Genomic DNA, 15,592 nt, shown 5'->3' with positions numbered 1-15,592 from the left:
CATGGCGGCGTCCACCCAGGTAGCGTCCGCTCCATGGACAGCGGTACGGGCAGCGGATTCGACACGCAGGGCGCCGGGATCACCGTGCAGCGGGCGCTGGAGCTGCCCGGGCTGCGCAGCGGGCTCCCGGAGATCCTGGCGGGCGCCGACCGGCTGGGCCGCACCGTGCGCTGGGTGCACGCGGGCGAGGTGCCGAACATCGCCTCGCTGCTGAAGGGCGGCGAGCTGCTGCTCACCACCGGCTACGGCCTGGGCACCCGGCCGACCGAGCAGCGGGCGTTCGTCCGCACCCTCGCCGAGCGGGGCATCGCCGCCCTGGTCGTGGAGCTGGGCGCGCGGTTCTCCCGGCTGCCCGCCACCCTCGTCGACACCGCCCGCGCGACCGGGCTGCCGCTGGTCGCGCTGCACCGCGAGGTGCCGTTCGTGACGGTGACGGAGGAGATCCACACCGAGATCGTCAACCACCACTACGCCCTCCTCCAGCGTGCCGAGGAGGTGCACCGCCGCTGCACCGAGGCCCTGCTGGGCGGCGGCGGGGTGCCCCAGGTGCTCGCCATCCTGGCCGACTTCAGCGGGAACCCGGTCTTCCTGGAGACCAGCGACGGTCAGCTGCTGTACGCGGCCGGGTCGGGGCCCGAGGGGGCCGACCCGCTCCAGGTGTGGGAGGGGCTGCGCGGCCAGCACAAGGACGCGCCGCCGCCGACCGGGGTGGTCCTGGTGGACGTGCCGGGCGGCGGTCCGGGGACCGGGTCGGTGCGCGCCCGCCTGGTCCTGCTCCCGGTACGCGGCCCCCTCACCCCGGTCCATCGCATCGCCGCCGAGCGGGCCGCGGGCATCCTGGCCGTCGTGCTGATGCAGGCCCGTCAGGAGGAGGAGCTGGCGGCGCGCGGGCGCGGCGACTTCCTGACCGACCTCGCGGAGGGCCGGATCACCGCGGAGGACGCCCCGGCGCAGGCCCGCGTCCTCGGCTTCAAGCCCGGCGGCGGCCCGCTGCTGCCGGTGGTCATGCGGGTCGGCGACTCCCTGTCCCCGGACTCCCCGGGCAGGGGCTGGGCGGTGCTGGCCCGCGCGGTCGGCGAGGAGCTGGCGGCCGTGGGCGTGCCCGTCCTGCTGGGCGTACGACCGGTCGAGGGCCGCGTGCCGCTGCTCCTGGGCCTGCGCTCGGAGGCGGAGCGGACGACGGTCGCGGACCGGGTCGCGGCGGCGCTGCGGGCGGGGGTGGAGCGCGCCGGGATGCAGCGCCCCGGGGCCGCTCCCCCGGTCGTGGTGGTCGGCGTGGCCGGCGGCTGGGCGGCCGCGTCGGCGGGCCTGCGGCACGCGGCCGAGACGGCGACGGCGGCCCAGGGCCTCTCCGACCGGCCCTGGTACGACGCCCGCCGCCTCGACATCGACCTCCTCCTGTGGCGGCTGCGCGACCACCCCGACCTCGCGGCCTTCGTCGACCGCGCGATCGGCCCGCTCCGCGACCACGACAACCGCTCCAAGCCGCCGCTGCTGCCCACCCTGGAGACCTACCTGGCACACGCCGGCCGCAAGGCGGAGACGGCCCGCGAACTCCACCTCAACCGGCAGACCCTCTACAACCGCCTCGCCCGCATCGGGGAGTTGCTGGGCACGGACCTCGACGACCCGCAGGCGGTGCTGGCGTTGAGCCTGGCCCTGCGGGCACGCCGGCACGTCCCCTAGGGAATCGCGACGTCACGGCCGCAGGGCCTGACAGCCTCCGGGCCTCACGGCAGCGGCCGGGGCTGCGTCAACTCGTCGTACACGCTGAGCACTTGCGCCACGGTCTCGTCCTCCGTGGGCCAGCTCGCCGCCTGCCGGGCACCCCGCTCACGCAGCTCCGCGCAGCGCCCGGGGTCGCCGAGGAGGCGTACGACGGTGGCGGCGAGGGCCGGTGCGTCGCCGTACGCGACCAGCTCGGCCGCGTCCCCGACGAGGTCGGGGATGCCGCCGACGGCGGTCGCGACGAGCGGCACGCGCGCGTGCAGGGCCTCCTGGGCGAGAACCGAACGGGACTCCCAACTGCTCGACAACAGCGCCAGGTCGGCGGCGGCGAGCAGCTCGGCGACGTCGTCACGGCGCCCGATCAGCCGTACGGGCAGCTCCTCGTCCTCGATCCGCCGCTGCAACGCCGCACGCAGCGGCCCCTCCCCGGCGATGACGAGGAGCGGCACCGGGTCGAGCCGGCACCAGGCGCGCGCCGCGTCCAGCAGGACGTCGTAGCCGCGATGCCGGTCGAGGGAGCCGACGGCGATGAGCAACGGCCGCCCCATGGCGCCGAGTTCGGCCCGGACCTTGGGGCTCAGCCGCTCCGCCTCGTCCTCGTCCGCGGACCGCCGCAGGCCGGGCAGCGCCACGGCGGCGAGCCGGGCGTCCCGGGCACCGGTACGGCGGGCCCGGTCCACCAGGTCGGAGGTGGTCCCGAGCACCACGGCGGCCGTCCGCACCACCCGGCGCTCCAGCATCCGCAGCAGATGCGCCCGGGCGCCCTCGGCATGCGCCCGGTTGTGCCAGGTGACGATCAGCGGGGTGCTGCGGCCGCTCAGCGCCAGCACCGCGCGGAAGGAGGCGTGCAGGCCGTGGGCGTGCACCAGGTCGGCGTCCGTGCAGGCGGCGCGGAGCGCCGCGACCGAGCCCGGGTCGCTGCTGCGCGGCACGTGCACGTGGTCGGCGCCGACGTCCGAGAAGCCGTAGGCGCGATCCGCCTCGGCGGGGGCGCACACCGTGACCCGCACGCCCCGCTCGACCAGGCCGGCGGTCAGCGACCGCACGTGCGCGCTGCTGGCGGCGTTGCCGCCGCCCAGCACCTGCACGGTGCGCAGTGGCGACTGACCGTGCGGTGCGTTGCTGCTCACGGGGCTCACGCGGCCGGGGCTCCTGGTTCGGCGTGGGGCGGTCACGAGGGAACGTACAGAAGGTATCGGGGCCGAGGGGGTCACCGCGTGCCTCCCCCGGACGCCGCGTCCCCCTCAAGGATGCCAGCACACAAGGGTGTTCCGGGTACTCCGAGAAGGCACATACCGAGGCGGGCCGGGGCAATGCGCCGGAGCGTGTCACCCGGGAGGGTGACGAAAACGCCACCGAGGAGGACCGCGATGGGCGCCACCAGCCACGATGCGCTCCCGTGCCGGGACATCGCCGAAGGGGTCGACTCGGCACCGTCGGTGGCCTTTCACCGACGGCAGCCTTCGACCTGCAGCAGCCGTTCACCGCCGGAGGGAACGGCGGCCGGAGCGGCACGACGGCTGACGCCCCTCCACTCCGGTGCGCCGCTCCCGTCTCCGGCCGTCCGTCAGCGGACCGTCAGCGGTCCGCCCGGGCCGTCTCCAGCAGTTCCTCCGCGTGCGCCCGTGCCGTCTCCGAGTCCTCCTGGCCGGCCAGCATGCGGGACAGCTCCCGGACCCGTTCCTCGCCCTCCAGGACCTTCACGCCGGACCGGGTGACCGTGCCGTCGTTGGTCTTCTCGACCAGCAACTGCCGGTCGGCGAAGGCGGCGACCTGGGGAAGGTGGGTGACGACGACGACCTGCGCGGACCTGGCTAGCTTGGCCAGGCGCCGCCCGATCTCCACGGCCGCCTTGCCGCCCACGCCCGCGTCGACCTCGTCGAAGAGGTACGTCGGGACCGGGTCGGTGCCCGCGAAGACGACCTCCACCGCGAGCATCACGCGCGACAGCTCACCGCCGGACGCGCCCTTGGCGATGGGGCGGGGCGGGGCGCCGGGGTGCGGGGCGAGGAGCAGCTCGACCTCGTCGGCGCCCGAGGGGCCGTAGGCCACCGCCCGTCCGCCGACCTCCACGCCCTCCGGGTCCTCGGTCTGCCGGATGGCGAAGGACACGCGCGCGTGCGGCATCGCGAGGGAGCCCAGCTCGGCGGTGACGGCGGCCGCGAACCGCTCGGCCGCTTCCGTGCGCGCGTCGGTCAGCGCCTGCGCGAGCCCGCCCAGTTCCGCGCGGAGGGCATCCCGCTCGGCGGTCAGTTCGTCGATCCGCTCGTCGTCGCCGTCGAGTTCGGTGAGCCGGGCCGCGCCCTGTTCCGCCCAGGCCAGCACCGCGTCGATGCCGTCGCCGTACTGGCCGTACTTGCGGGTGAGCGCGGTGAGTGCGGCGCGCCGCTCCTCCACGGCCGCGAGCCGCAGCGGATCGGCGTCCAGGTCGTCGGCGTACCCGGCGAGTTCCCCCGCCACGTCGCCCAGCAGGATCCCGACCTCGCCGATCCGGTCGGCGAGCGCGGCCAGCGCCGGGTCGTGCGACCGTACGGCCTCCAGGGCCCGGTGCGCACCCGCGACCAAGGTCGCCGCGTCGATGCCCTCGGGGTCCTCGGGGTTGCCCGCGAGCGCGGAGTGCGCGGCGGTCGCGGCGGACGACAGCGCCTCGGCGTGCCCGAGCCGCTCGGCCTCCTCGGCCAGCTCCACGTCCTCGCCGGCCCTCGGCTCCACGCCCGCGATCTCGTCCAGCCCGTAGCGCAGCATGTCGGCTTCCTGGGCCCGCTCACGCGCGCGCGTGACGATCTCGTCCAGTTCGACCGCCACGGCCCGCAGCCGCCGGTAGGCCTCGCCGTACTTGGCCAGCGGTACGGCGACCCCGTCACCGGCGTACCGGTCGAGGGCCTGCCGCTGCCGGTTCAGCTTCAGCAGCCCCTGCTGGTCGGTCTGCCCGTGCACGGCCACCAGGTCGTCGGCGAGCTCGGCGAGCAGCCCCACGGGCACGCTCCGCCCGCCCAGGTGCGCCCGCGAGCGCCCCTCGGCGGAAACGGTACGGCTGATCAGCAGCGCCCCGTCGTCCAGCTCGGCGCCGGCCTCCTCGGCCCGTACCGCCGCCGAGGCTCCGGCGGGCACGGTGACCCGCCCCTCGACGACCGCCTTCTCGGACCCGATCCGCACGAGCGCGGGATCGGCCCGCCCACCCAGTAGCAGCCCCAGGCTGGTGACCACCATGGTCTTGCCCGCACCGGTCTCACCGGTGACGGCGGTGAACCCCGGCGACAACTCGACGACAGCGTCGTCGATGACCCCGAGTGACCGTATCCGCATTTCTTCCAGCACGGGGAAGACCTTACGAGGTCGAGCCGACGAAGTGCGAGGCCCCCTGTCACCCGGGCGAGTGGAGAAACCGCGAGGGCCGGTCGCCGGGGGCGGAAGCGCCCCATAGGGGCGCGGGGAACTGCGCGACAAGCCACGAAGCACCCGCACCCGCCGAGGCTCCCCGCCCCCCCTTCGAACCGCTAGTGCGGCGCCCCCCGCCATCCGGAGACCGGCAGCGCGAACTTCGCCACCAACCGGTCCGTGAACGACGCGTGATGCAGCCGGGCCAGCCGCACCGGCACCGCCCCTCGGCGCACCTCGACCCGCGCCCCCGGCGGCAGCTCCACCGTCCGCCGCCCGTCGCACCACAGCACCCCCGGCTGGATGTGCGGCAGCACCTCCACCGCGAGCACCGAGTCCGGCGAGGTCACCAGCGGCTTCGCGAACAGCGCGTGCGCGGAGATCGGCACCATCAGCAGCGCCTCCACCTCCGGCCACACCACCGGCCCGCCCGCGGAGAACGCGTACGCCGTCGACCCGGTCGGCGTCGACAGGACGATCCCGTCGCACCCGAACCCCGTCACCGGCCGCCCGTCGATCTCCAGCACGACTTCCAGCAGCTTCTCGGCGCCCGCCTTCTGCACGGCCGCCTCGTTCAGCGCCCAGTCGGTGTGCACGATGTCCCCGTTGCGGTGCACGACGACGTCGACGGTCATCCGCTCCTCGACCTCGTACGCCCGGCTCACCACCCGGTCCACGACCTTGTCCAGGTCGTCCCGCTCGGCCTCCGCGAGGAACCCGACGCTGCCGAGGTTGACGCCGAGCATCGGCACCCCGGACGCGCGGGCGAACTCGGCGCCGCGCAACAGCGTCCCGTCACCACCGAGGACGATCAGCAGCTCGCAGCCGTCGAGGCTGTGCGGCGAGGCCTCCTCGACGAGTTCGACCTCGTCGGGCAGCGGCAGGTCCGCGGCCTCGAAATCCAGGACCCGGACGCCGACTCCCGCCGCCAGCAACCCCTTCACCACGAGCTCGGCGCTGCGGATCGCCGCGGGCCGCCCGGTGTGGGCGAGGAGGAAAACAGTACGAGCTCGGTTCTGTGTCAACGCGGCCCCTCCGCCACTGCACGGTCAACATCGGCCGGATCCAACTGGGGTGCGCCGGCCCGCAGCCACAGAAAGTACTCGACGTTGCCGGACGGCCCGGGCAGCGGACTGGCGGTGACACCCTTCACCCCGAGCCCCAGCTCCCACGCCTTCTCGGCAACCCCCCGCACAGCCTCCGCCCGCAGCTGCGGACTCCGTACGACTCCCCCGCTGCCCAGCCTCTCCTTGCCCACCTCGAACTGCGGCTTGACCATCATCACCAGGTCGGCGTCCGGCTTCACGCACCGCGCCAGGGCCGGCAGCACCAGCCCGAGCGGGATGAAGGACAGATCACCCACGACAAGATCCACAGGCTCCCCATCAATCGCTTCAAGCGTCAACTCGCGTACGTTCGTACGGTCCTTGACGGTGACGCGTTCATCGCTCTGCAGAGACCACGCGAGTTGGCCGTACCCGACGTCGACGGCGACGACCTGCGCGGCCCCCGCGCGCAGCAGCACATCGGTGAAGCCGCCGGTCGACGCACCGGCGTCCAGCGCCCGCCGCCCCTCGACCGGCAGGCCCTCCGGGACGAACACCGCCAGCGCGCCGGCGAGCTTGTGACCGCCCCGCGACACGTACTCGGGATCGCTGTCGTCGGACTGCACGACGATGGCGGCGGCGGTCTCCACCTGGGTCGCCGGCTTGGTCGCGACGGCCTTGCCGACGGTGACCCGCCCGGCGGCGATCAGCTGGCTGGCGTGCTCGCGCGAGCGCGCCAGCTTCCGGCGGACCAGCTCCGCGTCCAGACGGCGACGTGCGACTCCTGCCACGGTGGGTTCAGCTCCTGCTCTGGTGGTACGACGGTGCGGGCGCCCGGTTGGCGCCCGGCGGGGCGGGCGCCGGGGGGCCAGAAGGCCCCGGCGGTCCCGGGCGGGCGTCGAGCTCGGTCAGCGCGTCGCGCAGCCCCCCGTGTACATCCTCGTACACCTCCAGATGCCCGTCCGTGGCGAGGTGGTCGGCGTCGGCCAGCCGGTCGAGCTGTGCGTCGACCTCGGCGTTGCCGGTGGGGATGCGAGGAACGTTCAGCGGGGCGGGCGCGGCGGGGTCGTACTCGGGTTCGACGGCGGCCGCTTCCCCGGCTTCCGTCGCCGGGGCCGCCACCAGGCCTTCGGGCGCAGAGTCGGTCATGCCCCGACGCTACCTCGAACCGCTGGGGTACCGTCGATCGCGATGGCCACGATCGAGGAGTGCCGCGCCGCACTCGACAAGCTCTCGCACAACATGGGTGGCGCCGAGGGCGACGTCCGGGCGGCCGCCGCCATGGACCGCTCGGTCAGCTGCCACATCACCGACCTGGACGTCACCTTCGCGGGCCGGCTCACCGGCGGCCGGATCGAGGTCGAGGAGACGTTCCCCGGGCCGCCGCGGGAGAAGGCGCAGATCGGACTCGCCATGGCGGGCGACGACCTGGTGGACCTGGTCGAGGGCGAGCTGAACTTCGCCGGGGCCTGGGGGTCGGGCCGGGTGCGGCTGGAGGCGAACCTGCTGGACCTGTTCCGGCTCAGGAAGCTGTTGTGACCCTGGCCTTCCGGGCCGCCGGCACCACCAGCGGGGTCCCCGTCTCCGGGTCGTCGATGATCTGGCAGCGCAGCCCGAAGACCTCTTCCACCAGCTCGGCGGTGACGATGTCGTTCGGGGCGCCCTCGGCGACGACCCGGCCGCCCTTGAGCGCGATCAGGTGGGTGGCGTAGCGGGCCGCGTGGTTGAGGTCGTGCAGCACGGCGACCAGGGTGCGGCCCTGCTCCTCGTGGAGTTCGGCGCACAGGTCGAGGACGTCGATCTGGTGCTGGATGTCCAGGTAGGTGGTCGGCTCGTCGAGGAGCAGCAGCGGGGTCTGCTGGGCGAGGGCCATGGCGATCCAGACGCGCTGCCGCTGGCCGCCGGAGAGTTCGTCGACGTACCGGTCGGCGAGTTCGTCGACGCCGGTCTGCTCCATCGACTCCTGGACGACCCGCTCGTCCTCGGCGGACCACTGACGCAGGATGCCCTGGTGCGGGTAGCGGCCGCGGCCGACGAGGTCGGCGACGGTGATGCCGTCGGGCGCGATGGACGACTGCGGGAGCAGGCCCAGCGTGCGGGCCACCTTCTTCGCCGGCATCGACTGGATGACCTGGCCGTCGAGCAGCACCCGGCCCTGGCTGGGCCTGAGCATCCGGGACAGCGCGCGCAGCAGCGTCGACTTGCCGCACGCGTTGGGGCCGACGATCACCGTGAAGGAGTTGTCGGGGATCTCCACCGACAGCTGCTCGGCGATGACGCGCTGGTCATAGGCGAGGGTGACGTTCTCGGCGGACAGGCGGTTCACGGTGCTCCTAGGGTTGTTCGTCTCGCCGGTGGGGATCACGCTCATATCCGGCCCGCCTTCCGCTCGGTGACGAGCAGCCACAGCAGGTAGACCCCGCCGAGGACGCCGGTGACCACGCCGACGGGCAGCTGGTCGGCGCCGAAGGCACGCTGCGAGGCCCAGTCGGCGGTGACCAGGAGGGTGGCGCCCATGCAGAGGGACGGCACCAGGTTGGGGCCGGGCGAGCGCGTGAGGCGGCGGGCGAGCTGGGGGGCGGTGAGGGCCACGAAGCTGACCGGGCCCGCGGCGGCGGTGGCGGCCGCGGTCAGCAGGACGGCGGCCACCATCAGCAGCAGCCGCACCCGCTCCACGCGCACGCCCAGGGCGTTCGACACGTCGTCGCCCATCTCCATCATCCTGAGGCCCCGCGCGTTGGCGAGGACCAGCGGGACGACGACCGCGCACAGCGCGAGCAGCGGCCAGACCTGGCTCCAGTCACGGCCGTCGAGGGAGCCGGTCATCCAGACGACCGCGCGGGTCGCGTCGACCAGGTCGGCCTTGGTGAGCAGATAGCCGTTGACCGCGGTGACGACCGCGGAGACACCGATGCCGACCAGGACCAGCCGGTAGCCGTGCACGCCCTGCTTCCAGGCGAGGAGGTAGATGGCGAGGCCGGTCACCAGGCCGCCGACCAGCGCGCCGACGGTGACCTGGGCGGCGGTCCCGGACAGCAGCACGATGACGACGAGCGCGCCGGAGGTGGCGCCCTGGGAGAGGCCGAGGACGTCCGGGCTGCCCAGCGGGTTGCGGGAGATCGACTGGAACAGCGCGCCGCCGAGCCCGAGGGAGGCGCCGACCAGCAGGCCTACCAGGACCCGCGGCAGCCGCAGGTCGTTGACGATGAAGTCCTGCCCGGCGGTACCGTTCCCGGCCAGGGTCTTCAGCACGTCGCCGAAGGAGATCGGGAAGTCCCCGGTGCCGATCAGCACGACACCCGCGGCGGCCGCGGCCAGCAGCAGCGCGCCGACCACCACCAGCGCCCGCACGTCGGCCCGCAGGGAGATCCCGCCGGGGGCGCGGAGAGTACGCGTGGTCTTCACAGGGGTCTTTGCGGCGGTCTTCGCGGGGTTCTTTGCGGCGGTCTTCGCAGCGGTTTTCACAACGGTCCTCACAGCTGAGCCGTCCTCCGCCGTCGTACGAGAAGAATGAAGACCGGCCCGCCGATGATCGCGGTGACGATGCCGACCTGGAGCTCCGCGGGGCGGGCCACGACCCGGCCGACGACATCGGCGCCGAGCAGCAGCACGGGCGACAGGACCGTCGCGTACGGCAGGATCCAGCGCAGGTCGGGGCCGGTGAACGAGCGCACGACGTGCGGGACCATCAGGCCGACGAAGGCGATCGGGCCGCAGGCCGCGGTGGCCGCGCCGCACAGCACGGTGGCGGCGAGCATGGCCAGGGCCCGGGTGCGGCCCAGGTTCGCGCCGAGGGCGCGGGCGGTGTCGTCGCCCATCGCCACCGCGTTCAGCGGCCGGGCGAGGCCCAGGGCGAGCAGGGTGCCGGCCACGAGGAACGGCAGCACCTGCAGGATCGTCGAGTCGGAGGCCGAGGCCAGCGAACCCACGGTCCAGAAACGCAACTTGTTGAGCGCCGCGTCGTCCGTGATCATCACGGCCTGGACGTAGCCGTAGAGCGCGGCGCTGATCGCCGTACCGGCCAGCGCGAGCCGCACCGGGGTGGCGCCCCGGCTGCCGCCCAGGAACCACACCAGCGCGCCCACCGCGGCAGCCCCGAGGAACGCGAACCACACGTAGCCGTTCAGGGTGCTGACACCGAAGTAGGTGATGGCGGTGACCACCGCGGCCGACGCGCCCGCGTTGATGCCGAGCAGGCCGGGGTCGGCGAGCGGGTTACGGGTGAGCGCCTGGAGCACCGCCCCGGACAGGCCGAGGGCGGCGCCGGCCAGCAGGCCGAGGACGGTCCGCGACAGCCGTGCGTCGACGACGACGTCGCCGTACGTCCCCCTGTCGTGGAACAGGCCGTGCCAGACCTGGTCCAACGGCAGCTCTTTCGCCCCGATCGCGATGCTCGCCAAGGCGACGAGCAACAGGATCACGAGGGAGACGAGGAGCCCGAGGGCCCGCATCGCCCGACGGGTCGGGGGCGCGGGGGCGGTCTCCGCGCGCTGTTCGGGAGGACTGTCGACCAACACGAGGTTAGGTTAGCCTACCCTCGCATATGACCTCGATGCCGTGCCCCCGTCGGATGCGGGCTCTCAGAGCCCCAGCCGCGCCAGTGCCTTGCCTCCGTCCAGCTCGCACGAGCCCGCCCCGGCAGCCGTCCAGGCCGCCGCGCACAGCGCCCGCAGCCCGTCGAGCACCTCGCCGTCCCCCTCCAGCTCCAACCGGTCGGCGCCGGCCGTCGCCGTCCAGCCCCCGCACCGGAAGCCGTCGCCGTCCGCCGTGACCTCCGGCTGCCCGGTGAGCAGTCCGCGCAGATCGGCGTCGACATAGGTCGGCCGGTGCTGCGGCGGCGCGGCGAGCAGCTGACGCCCGTCGGTGACACCGGTCAGCACGAGCAGCGAGTCCACCCCGCCGTTGAACGCCCCCTCGATGTCGGTGTCCAGCCGGTCCCCGACCACCAACGGCCGCTCCGCACCGGTCCGCAGGATCGTCTCCCGGTGCATCGGCGGCAGCGGCTTGCCCGCCACCTGCGGCTCCGCGCCCGTCGCGATCCGGACCACCTCCACCGCCGCGCCGTTGCCCGGGGCGATCCCGCGCCCGCTCGGGATCGTCAGATCGGTGTTGGACGCGAACCACGGCACCCCGCGCGCGACGGCGTACGACGCCTCGGCGAACCGTCCCCACGGCAGATCGGGACCGCCGAATCCCTGCACCACGGCCGCCGGATCGTCGTCGGCGGAGTCGACCGGCTCGAGGCCCCGCTCCCGCAGCGCGACCCGCAGCCCCTCCCCGCCGATCACCAGCACCCGCGCCCCCGTCGGCACCTGCTCGCTGATCAGCCGCGCGACCGCCTGCGCCGAGGTGATGACGTCGTCGGCCCCCGTCGGGATCCCCAACTCGGTGAGATGCCCGGCCACCGCGTCCGGTGTCCGCAGCGCGTTGTTGGTGACGTACGCCAGACGCATGCCGCCCGCGCGGGCGACCTCCAGCGACTCCACGGCGTGCACGATCGCGCTGCCGCCCGCGTACACCACCCCGTCCAGATCGAGCAGCGCCGTGTCGTACGCCGTGCTCAGGGCCTGTCCGCTGCCCTCGGGACCAGTCCTGACGCCCTGGCTCATCCCCATCGCTCCTCGCCACTCCACGTTGACCTGCCTTTCACCGTCGATCATCCCGCACGCCACTGACACACGTACGATGCCGGGATGAACACTGCAGGTCACTCGGAAGCAACGGAGCCCCGAGGCCTGGAACTCACCCCGTTCCGAGGCCTTCGCTACGACCCCGACCGGGTCGGCAGCCTCGCCGCCGTCACTTCCCCGCCGTACGACGTCGTCGTACGCCCCGACGGCGTACACCACCTCCAGTCCGCCGACCCGCACAACATCGTCCGCCTCATCCTTCCGCAGGCCGGTTCCCCCAGCGCCGGTACCGAACAGGCGGCCGACACCCTGCACCGCTGGCAGACCGAGGGCATCCTGGCCACGGATCCCGAGCCGGGCCTGTACGTCTACGAGCAGCACGACGGCAACGGCATGCTCCAGCGCGGAGTCATCGGCGCCCTGCGGGTCTCGGAGCCGTCCGAGGGCGTGGTGCTGCCGCACGAGGAGGTCATGCCCCCGGTCGTCGCCGACCGCGCGGCCCTGATGCGCGCCACCTCCGCGAACCTCGAGCCCCTCCTGCTCACCTACCGGGGCAACGGCGCGGCCGCCGAGATCGTCGAGACCGTCGCCGCCCGACCCCCGCTCCTCGCCACCACCACGGAGGACGGCTTCCACCACCGGCTGTGGTCGATCACCGACCCTGCCGAGGTGGCCCTCGTCCAGTCCGACCTGGCCCACCGCCAGGCCCTGATCGCCGACGGACACCACCGCTGGGCCACCTACTTGCGTCTACGCGCGGAGCACCCTTCGCCCAGCCCCTGGGACTACGGCCTGGTCCTCCTCGTCGACACCGCCCGCTACCCGCTGCGCGTCCGCGCCATCCACCGCCTGCTGCACGGCCTGCCGGTGGCGGAGGCCCTGGAGCACATCAAGGGCCTGTTCCGGGTACGACGGCTCGACGTCCCGCTGCCCGCGGCCCAGGAGGCGCTGGCGGACGCGGCCTGCGGCGGCAACGCGTTCCTGCTGGCCGGCGACGGTGCGTTCCATCTCATCGACCGCCCGGACCCGGACCTCCTGGCCCGTACGATCCCGGACGACCGCCCGGACGCCTGGCGCACCCTGGACGCGACCGTCCTGCACGCCACGCTCCTCGACCACGTCTGGCGTATCCCCGAGGACTCGCCCGCGCACATCGCGTACATCCACGACACGGCGGCGACCGTCGCCAAGGCCGAACGCGGCGGCGGTACGGCCGTCCTCATGCACCCGGTCCGCGAGGAGGTCGTCCGCGACCTGGCCCGCCAGGGCGTGACCATGCCCCGCAAGTCGACGTCCTTCGGCCCGAAGCCGGCGTCCGGGCTGGTGCTGCGGGCACTCGACGTCTGACGACGAAAGGGCAGACCCCGGCCGGGGTCTGCCCTCTGTCAGTCACGCGGTCACGCAGTCACCGAGCTCAGTCCTGCTCGGCCTCGTCGTCGTCCTCGTCCTCGGTCACGGACTCGGCCTTGTCATCGTCCTCGGTCACAGACTCGGCCTCGTCGTCGGTCACAGACTCGGCGTCGGCCTTGGAACCGGTCTCGGCGGCGGCCTCGGTCTCCCGAGGCGTCTCGTCGGACTCCTCCTCGTCCAGGGCGTCGACGAACGCGACCCCGTCCAGCTCGGCCAGCCGGTCGGAAGCGTCCGTGCTGCCGTCCCGGTCGGCCTCGACGGCCTTGGCGAACCACTCCCGAGCCTCGTCGACACGCTCGGCGGCGAGCAGGGCGTCGGCGTAGGCGTACCGCAGCCGCGCGGTCCACGGCTGTACAGAGTTGGAGGCCAGCTCGGGGCTCTGCAGCGTCACGATCGCCGCGTCCAGCTGCCCCATGTCACGCCGGGCGCCGGCGGCGACGAGCCGCATCTCGACCTGGCCGGCCTTGTCGAGCTTGTGCACCTCGGGGGCGCCGGCCATGTCCAGCGCCTTCTCCGGACGCCCGAGCCCACGCTCGCAGTCGGCCATCACCGGCCACAGGTCGACGGTGCCGGTCATGCGCCGCGCGGCCCGGAACTCGGCGAGGGCCTCGGAGTACTTCTGGTTCGCGTACGCGGCGAACCCGGCCGCCTCCCGGACGGCGGCGACACGGGACGCCAGCCGCAGGGCCACCCTGGAGTAGCCGTAGGCGCCCTCGGGGTCCTCGTCGATGAGCCGGGCGACCATCACCAGGTTCTTGGCGACGTCCTCCGCGAGCGTCTTGGGCAGGCTCTGCAGCTCCTGCCGTACGTCCTTGTCGATCTCGTCGCCGGTGACGTCCTCCGGGATCGGCAGCCGCTTGATCGGCTCACGGTCCCGGTCACGCTCCCGCTCGTCACGGAAGCGGTCGCCGCCACGGCGGTCGTCACGGCGGTCGTCGCGGCCACGGTATCCACCGCCCCGGTTGTCGTCCCGGCGACCGTACCCGCCGCCTCCGCGGCTGTCGTCACGCCGGGGACCACGGTCGTCACGGCGGTCGTCGCGACCCCGGTAGCCGCCGCCCCGGCTGTCGTCGCGCCGGCCGTAGCCGCCACCGCCACCACCGCGGCTGTCATCACGACGGAAACCACCACGGTCATCGCGATCGTCACGCCGGAAAGCGGGACGGTCCCCACGGTCGTCGCGACGGAAAGCCGGGCGATCGCCGCGGTCATCGCGACGGTCGTCGCGGCGGTCGTCGCGGCGGTCGTCACGCCGGAACGCGGGACGGTCCCCACGATCGTCACGGCGGTCGTCGCGGCGGTCGTCGCGGCGGTCGTCGCGGCGGTCGTCGCGGCGGAAGGCAGGGCGGTCCCCACGGTCGTCACGACGGGGACCACGGTCGCGGTCGTCACGACGCCCGTAGCCACCGCGGTCACCGCCACGATCGTCACGCTGGAACCCCGGACGAGAACCACGGCTGTCATCACGCCGACCGTAGCCGCCACCGCCACCACCACGGTTGTCATCACGGCGGAAACCACCACGGTCATCGCGATCGTCACGCCGGAAAGCGGGACGCTCCCCGCGGTCATCGCGACGGTCGTCACGGCGGTCATCACGCCGGAACGCGGGACGGTCCCCACGATCGTCACGGCGGTCGTCGCGGCGGTCGTCGCGGCGGAAGGCAGGGCGGTCCCCACGGTCGTCACGACGGGGACCACGGTCGCGGTCGTCACGACGCCCGTAGCCACCGCGGTCACCGCCACGATCGTCACGCTGGAACCCCGGACGAGAACCACGGCTGTCATCACGCCGACCGTAGCCGCCACCGCCACCACCTCCGCCACCACCGCGGTTGTCGTCACGACGGCCGTAACCACCGCCGCCACCGCCACGGTTGTCATCACGGCGGTCGTCACGACGGCCATAGCCGCCGCCACCGCCACCACCGCGGTTGTCGTCACGACGGCCGTAACCGCCGCCGCCACCGCCACGGTTGTCATCACGGCGGTCGTCACGACGGCCATAGCCGCCGCCACCGCCACCACCGCGGCTGTCGTCACGACGGCCGTAACCGCCGCCGCCACCGCCACGGTTGTCATCACGGCGGCCGTAACCGCCGCGATCTCCACGGTCGTTGCGGTCGCCGCGGTGTCCGCCACGCTCGCCGCGGTCACCGCTGTCCCGTTGCCGCTGGTCGCGCTCCGGTCGGTCGTCGGGAGAGTTGGTGGACATGGTGACTCCTGTCTTCGGTACCGCAAGCATTGTAAAAACAAAAGGACCCCTGGTCCCAGCTGAACGCTGGGACCAGGGGTCCTCCAAAGATTGTTCGGCGGTGTCCTACTCTCCCACAGGGTCCCCCCTGCAGTACCATCGGCGCTGTAAGGCTTAGCTTCCGGGTTCGGAATGTAACCGGGCGT

Annotated in this window: 13 protein-coding genes and 1 rRNA gene; 3 read left to right on the top strand and 11 right to left on the bottom strand. The window is 73.6% G+C overall.

Annotation, left to right across the window (positions count from 1 at the left end):
• Window positions 1-33 precede the first annotated feature (33 nt).
• Window positions 34-1,686, top strand: a complete 1,653-nt coding sequence (locus tag ABZ887_RS24880) for a PucR family transcriptional regulator (protein ID WP_361293010.1) — start codon at window positions 34-36, stop codon at window positions 1,684-1,686.
• A 44-nt stretch (window positions 1,687-1,730) separates the two neighbouring features.
• Here the strand turns inward: ABZ887_RS24880 and ABZ887_RS24875 are convergent, their stop codons facing one another.
• The 5 genes from ABZ887_RS24875 to ABZ887_RS24855 all read right to left on the bottom strand — a co-directional run bounded on the left by ABZ887_RS24875 (window position 1,731) and on the right by ABZ887_RS24855 (window position 7,301).
• Window positions 1,731-2,867 carry a glycosyltransferase family 4 protein gene (locus tag ABZ887_RS24875; protein WP_361293008.1) on the bottom strand — a complete coding sequence of 379 codons (1,137 nt, stop codon included), beginning with the start codon at window positions 2,865-2,867 and terminating at the stop codon, window positions 1,731-1,733.
• Window positions 2,868-3,306: 439 nt separating this feature from the next.
• Window positions 3,307-5,034 carry a DNA repair protein RecN gene (recN, locus tag ABZ887_RS24870; RefSeq protein ID WP_361293295.1) on the bottom strand — a complete coding sequence of 576 codons (1,728 nt, stop codon included), beginning with the start codon at window positions 5,032-5,034 and terminating at the stop codon, window positions 3,307-3,309.
• Window positions 5,035-5,225: 191 nt separating this feature from the next.
• Window positions 5,226-6,131 carry an NAD kinase gene (locus tag ABZ887_RS24865; protein WP_189269084.1) on the bottom strand — a complete coding sequence of 302 codons (906 nt, stop codon included), beginning with the start codon at window positions 6,129-6,131 and terminating at the stop codon, window positions 5,226-5,228.
• On the bottom strand, window positions 6,128-6,943 hold the full coding sequence (locus ABZ887_RS24860; RefSeq protein WP_361293006.1) for a TlyA family RNA methyltransferase: 816 nt from the start codon (window positions 6,941-6,943) through the stop codon (window positions 6,128-6,130). The genes ABZ887_RS24865 and ABZ887_RS24860 overlap by 4 nt, the downstream gene beginning before the upstream one ends.
• Window positions 6,944-6,950: 7 nt before the next feature.
• A complete protein-coding gene (locus tag ABZ887_RS24855) occupies window positions 6,951-7,301 on the bottom strand; it encodes a hypothetical protein (RefSeq protein WP_361293004.1) in 351 nt (116 codons plus the stop codon).
• Window positions 7,302-7,343: 42 nt separating this feature from the next.
• On the opposite strand from ABZ887_RS24855, the gene ABZ887_RS24850 reads away from it, so the two are divergent.
• The gene (locus ABZ887_RS24850) at window positions 7,344-7,691 is read left to right on the top strand and encodes a sterol-binding protein (protein WP_361293002.1); all 348 of its coding nucleotides are present in this window, start codon (window positions 7,344-7,346) and stop codon (window positions 7,689-7,691) included.
• Here the strand turns inward: ABZ887_RS24850 and ABZ887_RS24845 are convergent.
• The 4 genes from ABZ887_RS24845 to ABZ887_RS24830 form a co-directional block, all read right to left on the bottom strand.
• A complete protein-coding gene (locus ABZ887_RS24845; protein WP_361293000.1) occupies window positions 7,675-8,523 on the bottom strand; it encodes an ABC transporter ATP-binding protein in 849 nt (282 codons plus the stop codon). The genes ABZ887_RS24850 and ABZ887_RS24845 overlap by 17 nt on opposite strands.
• Window positions 8,520-9,557 (bottom strand): iron chelate uptake ABC transporter family permease subunit, encoded by a 1,038-nt coding sequence (locus ABZ887_RS24840; RefSeq protein ID WP_361292998.1) that lies wholly within the window; start codon window positions 9,555-9,557, stop codon window positions 8,520-8,522. The genes ABZ887_RS24845 and ABZ887_RS24840 overlap by 4 nt, the downstream gene beginning before the upstream one ends.
• Window positions 9,558-9,625: 68 nt before the next feature.
• Entirely contained in the window at window positions 9,626-10,669 is a 1,044-nt protein-coding gene (locus ABZ887_RS24835) for an iron chelate uptake ABC transporter family permease subunit (protein WP_361292996.1), read from the bottom strand.
• A gap of 63 nt (window positions 10,670-10,732) precedes the next feature.
• A complete protein-coding gene (locus ABZ887_RS24830; protein WP_361292994.1) occupies window positions 10,733-11,761 on the bottom strand; it encodes an HAD hydrolase-like protein in 1,029 nt (342 codons plus the stop codon).
• Between the two features lie 84 nt (window positions 11,762-11,845).
• Here ABZ887_RS24830 and ABZ887_RS24825 point away from each other — a divergent pair, with 84 nt between their 5' ends.
• On the top strand, window positions 11,846-13,129 hold the full coding sequence (locus tag ABZ887_RS24825; RefSeq protein WP_361292992.1) for a DUF1015 domain-containing protein: 1,284 nt from the start codon (window positions 11,846-11,848) through the stop codon (window positions 13,127-13,129).
• A gap of 67 nt (window positions 13,130-13,196) precedes the next feature.
• Here ABZ887_RS24825 and ABZ887_RS24820 read toward each other — a convergent pair whose 3' ends face one another.
• Window positions 13,197-14,045 carry a tetratricopeptide repeat protein gene (locus ABZ887_RS24820; protein WP_361293293.1) on the bottom strand — a complete coding sequence of 283 codons (849 nt, stop codon included), beginning with the start codon at window positions 14,043-14,045 and terminating at the stop codon, window positions 13,197-13,199.
• A gap of 1,454 nt (window positions 14,046-15,499) precedes the next feature.
• Window positions 15,500-15,592: ribosomal RNA gene (gene rrf, locus ABZ887_RS24815) — 5S ribosomal RNA — on the bottom strand; the annotation flags it as partial.

This window comes from Streptomyces sp. NPDC047061, assembly GCF_040643955.1.
Taxonomy (GTDB): domain Bacteria; phylum Actinomycetota; class Actinomycetes; order Streptomycetales; family Streptomycetaceae; genus Streptomyces.
The sequence above is the reverse complement of the archived record's forward strand: the minus strand, read 5'-3'. Positions and strand labels throughout refer to the sequence as shown.

Coding starts and splice junctions, on each gene's coding strand:
- ABZ887_RS24880 (WP_361293010.1), top strand. CDS start 34: ATGGACAGCGGTACGGGCAGCGGATTCGACACGCAGGGCGCCGGGATC.
- recN (WP_361293295.1), bottom strand. CDS start 5,034: ATGCGGATACGGTCACTCGGGGTCATCGACGACGCTGTCGTCGAGTTG.
- ABZ887_RS24855 (WP_361293004.1), bottom strand. CDS start 7,301: ATGACCGACTCTGCGCCCGAAGGCCTGGTGGCGGCCCCGGCGACGGAA.
- ABZ887_RS24850 (WP_361293002.1), top strand. CDS start 7,344: ATGGCCACGATCGAGGAGTGCCGCGCCGCACTCGACAAGCTCTCGCAC.
- ABZ887_RS24845 (WP_361293000.1), bottom strand. CDS start 8,523: ATGAGCGTGATCCCCACCGGCGAGACGAACAACCCTAGGAGCACCGTG.
- ABZ887_RS24830 (WP_361292994.1), bottom strand. CDS start 11,761: ATGAGCCAGGGCGTCAGGACTGGTCCCGAGGGCAGCGGACAGGCCCTG.
- ABZ887_RS24825 (WP_361292992.1), top strand. CDS start 11,846: ATGAACACTGCAGGTCACTCGGAAGCAACGGAGCCCCGAGGCCTGGAA.